This window comes from Microbacterium sp. MPR-TSA4 (assembly GCF_058792815.1).
In genome coordinates, this window is sequence record NZ_JBXAFF010000043.1 from 18393 (window position 1) to 22298 (window position 3906).

At 76.3% G+C, this 3906-nt stretch carries 3 protein-coding genes; 2 read left to right on the forward strand and 1 reads right to left on the reverse strand.

Annotated elements, in window-relative coordinates; all coding sequences use genetic code 11:
• Window positions 1–733, forward strand: a 733-nt coding sequence (locus AC1Q49_RS13655; RefSeq protein ID WP_492492789.1) for an aminotransferase class III-fold pyridoxal phosphate-dependent enzyme, incomplete at its 5' end; no start/stop codon positions are given.
• Window positions 734–739: 6 nt separating this feature from the next.
• On the opposite strand, the gene AC1Q49_RS13660 is transcribed toward AC1Q49_RS13655, so the two are convergent.
• Window positions 740–1696, reverse strand: a complete 957-nt coding sequence (locus AC1Q49_RS13660) for a ribokinase (RefSeq protein ID WP_492492791.1) — start codon at window positions 1694–1696, stop codon at window positions 740–742.
• 69 nt (window positions 1697–1765) lie between these two features.
• Between AC1Q49_RS13660 and AC1Q49_RS13665 the strand changes: the two genes are divergently transcribed.
• Window positions 1766–3895: an HAD-IA family hydrolase gene (locus AC1Q49_RS13665; protein WP_492492793.1), complete on the forward strand. Its 2130-nt coding sequence runs from the start codon at window positions 1766–1768 to the stop codon at window positions 3893–3895.
• The last annotated feature ends 11 nt before the right edge of the window (window positions 3896–3906 follow it).

Genomic DNA, 3906 nt, shown 5'->3' on the forward strand with positions numbered 1-3906 from the left:
CCCCCCCCCCCCCCCCCGCTCCCTGGCCGCGGAGGGCCGCCCCGCGGGTGCGTTCATCTGCGAGCCGGTGCTCGGCAACGCCGGCGGCGTCATCCCGCCCCGCGGCTATCTGACCGCCGTCGCCGACGCCGTGCGGGCCCACGGCGGTCTGGTCGTCGCCGACGAGGTGCAGGTCGGCTACGGGCGCCTGGGCGACGCGTTCTGGGGGAGCACGTTGCAGGGGCTCGTCCCCGACATCGTCGCGGTGGCCAAGGCCGCCGGCAACGCCTACCCGCTGGGAGCCGTCCTCACCCGCCGCGAGATCGTCGACGCGCTCGCGTGGGAGGGGACCTTCTTCTCGTCGGCCGGCGGCACCCCCGTCAGCGCCGTCGCGGGATCGGCGATCCTCGACATCATCGACGCGGAGGGGCTGCAGGACAACGCGCGCCGGGTCGGCCGCGTGATCGCCGACGGGGCCCGCGCGCTGGCGGAGCGGCATCCGCTCATCGGCGCGGTGCACGGCACGGGCCTGTACCTCGGCATCGAGCTGGTCCGCGACCGCGACACCCTCGAGCCGGCCCGCGCGGAGGCCGCGCGCGTCTGCGACCTGCTGCGCGAGCACGGTTTCATCGTGCAGCCGGCGTCGGAGCGGCAGAATGTGCTGAAGGTCAAGCCGCCGCTGGTGCTGACCGAGCCCGACGCGCGTCGGTTCCTCGCCGCCCTCGACGCCGTCTTGAGCACGCTCGGCGACTGAGCGCGCTCAGCCCCGCAGGACCGCGACGATCTCGTCGCGGGTGGGCATGCCCGCCGCGGCGCCGGGGCGGGTCACGGCGAGGGATGCCGCGGCACTCGCCGCCGCGAGGGCGTCCGTCAGCTCGGCGCCGTCGGCGAGCCACGCGACGAGCACTCCCGCGAACGTGTCGCCGGCGCCGGTGGTGTCGACGGCGTGCACGGCGCGGGCGGCGACGGGCGCGAGGAGGGTGCCGCCCCGGGCGACGATCGCCCCGGCCGCACCCCGCGTGACGACGGCGATGCCGCTGCCGTCGCCGCCCGCGGCGTGGGCGCTGAGCGCCCGGGCCGCCGCCTCGGGGTCGTCGCCCGTCGCCCCCTTGGGGTCCAGTGCCCGCAGCAGCACGGCGGCCTCGCCGTCGTTCGGGACGACGATGTCGGCGAGCGGAACGAGCTCGGCGGCCGCGGGCACGGCGGGCGCCGGGGTGAGCACCGTCCGCACACCGGCAGTGCGCGCGAGCTCCAGAGCCGCGCGCACGAGCGTCAGCGGGCGCTCCAGCTGTACGAGGAGGAACGCCGCTCCCGCGATGGCGCGCCGGTCGGTGTCGGTGAGGGCGTCGTCGGCGTTCGCCCCCGGGACCACCACGATCGCGTTCTCGCCGTCGTCGGTCACGCTGATGGCGGCGACCCCGGTGGACCCGGCCGCCGCGGGCGCGGTCACGGTGCGGATGCCGTCGGCATCCACACCCGCCGCGCGCAACGCCTCGACGAGCCGGTGGCCGAACGCGTCGTCGCCGACGCACCCGAGGAACGCGACGGTGTCCGCGGACCCGGCGGCCCGCGCCGCGGCGATCGCCTGGTTGAGCCCCTTGCCGCCGGGCCCCGTGGCGAACGACGTGCCCGCGAGCGTCTCGCCCGGCCGCGCGAGACGCGGCTGTCGCACGACGAGGTCCATGTTGGCGCTGCCGAGGACGACGATCCGGCTCATCCTCAGACTCTACGGGGAGCGCCCCGCGCGGCGGCCGGCCCGTCCGGGGCGGCTCGTAGAGTGGGGGAGATGACTTCCTCGCCGCAGTCCCATCGCCCCCTCTCGTCCCGGCCGCTTCCGCGTCGTACCCCTGTCGAGCTCGGCATCCCCGAGGCCGCAGTGCTGGCGCTCGCGGAGAGGCTCGCGGCCGAGGGCCTCGACCCGCACGCGCTTCTCGTCGCCCGCCACGGAGAGGTCGCGTTCGAGACCGCGTGGGCTCCGTACCGGTTGGAGCGGCCGGCGCTCGTGTACTCGGCATCCAAGACCTACACGTCCCTCGCGATCGGCTTCCTCGCCGACGAGGGCCGGCTGCGACTGGACGACTCGGCCGGCATCGCCGTGGGCGAGGACAACCCGCACGGCATCACGGTGCGCCATCTGCTCACGATGAACACCGGGCACTCCGCGGAGCAGATCGACCGGATCGGCGCGGACCCGCTCGTGCTTCTCCGGGAGGCTCCGGCGTTCGCGCCCGGCACGCACTTCGCGTACAACTCCCCGGCCACGCACACGCTCTCCGCGATCGTCACGGCCTTCACCGGCGAGCCGCTCACGACCTACCTGCGCCCGCGGCTGCTCGACCCGCTCGGCATCGGGGAGCGCTGGATGACGCCGTACGGAGGCATCGAGCACGGCGCCTCCGGCTTCCACCTCACGGTGGACGACCTCGCGCGGACCGCGATCATGCTGGGCGCGGGCGGCGTCTTCGACGGCGTGCAGGTCGCACCCGCCTGGTACGTCGAGGAGCTGTCGCGCCCCTGGTCGGAGACGGCCGCGTTCGACGGTCCGGTGGCCGCCGACGGCGAGGTCAACGACTGGGCGGTCGGCTACGGCTACCAGGTGTGGCGCGGCCGTCACGGGTTCCGGCTGGACGGCGCCGCGGGGCAGTTCGGTCTCGTCCTTCCCGAGCACGACCTCGTCATCGCCTACCAGGGCGCCACGCTCGACACCCAGGCGACGCTGCGCGCGTTCTGGGCGTTCGTCGCGGCCGTCGAGGTCGCGGATGTGGCGGGCGGGGCGGATGCCGCGACCCCCGCTGCCGGGGCGGGCGCAGGCGCGCCGGCCATGACCGCCCCTGCCGTGACCGGCGGTGCCGCCCCGGCCGTGACCGCCCCTGCCGTGCCGCGCGATGCGTGGACCGCGCGTGACCGGCTCGCGGTCAGCGCCGAGCCGTTCGCCTCCGCGGGGCTCGTCCTCGACGACACGGCGGACGGGTGGAGCCTGGTGCTGCCCGACGTCGGCACGCTTCCCGTCGCCCCCTTCTGGCAGGAGGTCGCGGTCGAGGGCCCGGCCCCCGACGGCGCCCCCGGCGCCACCCACCTGCGCCTGGCCACCCGCGGGGAGCGCCGCGACGACGGCAGCGTCCTCGTGCACGTCGTCGACACGACCTCCCCCCACCGCGCCATCGTCCGCCGTGCCGCCTCCGGCGCCGTCGACGCCGGCTGGCACGTGCCGCCCCTCGGGGGAGGTTGGGAGGTGCTGCGCGTCCCGGCATCCGTCCCCCGCATCGACACCTCGGCATCGGCCGTGCTGCTCGACATGGACGGTACCCTCGTCGACTCGCACGCCGTCGTCGAACGGCTGTGGACGCAGTGGTCGCTCGATCACGGCGTCGACCCGGCGCGGACCCTGTCGATCATCCACGGCCGCCAGGGGCAGGACTCGATGGCGCTCCTGCTGCCGGATCGCCCGCACGAGGTCAACCTCGCCGAGAACGCCGCGCTGCTCGCCCTCGAGACGGCCCAGACCGACGGGGTCGTCGCGATCCCCGGCGCGGCCGCCCTGCTGGCCGCGCTCGCCGCGGCCGACCTGCCCTACGCCCTCGTCACCTCGGCGACCACGGAGCTCGCGACCGCGCGCATGCGGGCGGCCGGGCTGCCGCTGCCGCCCGTCGTCATCGCCGCCGCCGACGTGAGCCGCAGCAAGCCCGACCCGGAGGGATTCCTCGCCGGCGCGGCCGCGCTCGGGGTGGATGCCGCGCGCTGCATCGTGGTCGAGGACTCCGCCAACGGCATCGCCGCCGGACTCGCCGCCGGCATGCGCGTGATCGGCGTCGGTCCGCACGCCGCCGAGGCGGCGCCCACGTGGACGGTCGCGGACGCCCGCGGCATCCACGTCACCCGCCCCGACGGCGCGGACCCTCTCATCACGCTCGACTGACGCCGCCCGCC

What these genes read in the sequence shown, in the direction of transcription:
- AC1Q49_RS13660 (WP_492492791.1), bottom strand. Translation starts at nt 1,696, where the DNA reads ATGAGCCGGATCGTCGTCCTCGGCAGCGCCAACATGGACCTCGTCGTG.
- AC1Q49_RS13665 (WP_492492793.1), top strand. Translation starts at nt 1,766, where the DNA reads ATGACTTCCTCGCCGCAGTCCCATCGCCCCCTCTCGTCCCGGCCGCTT.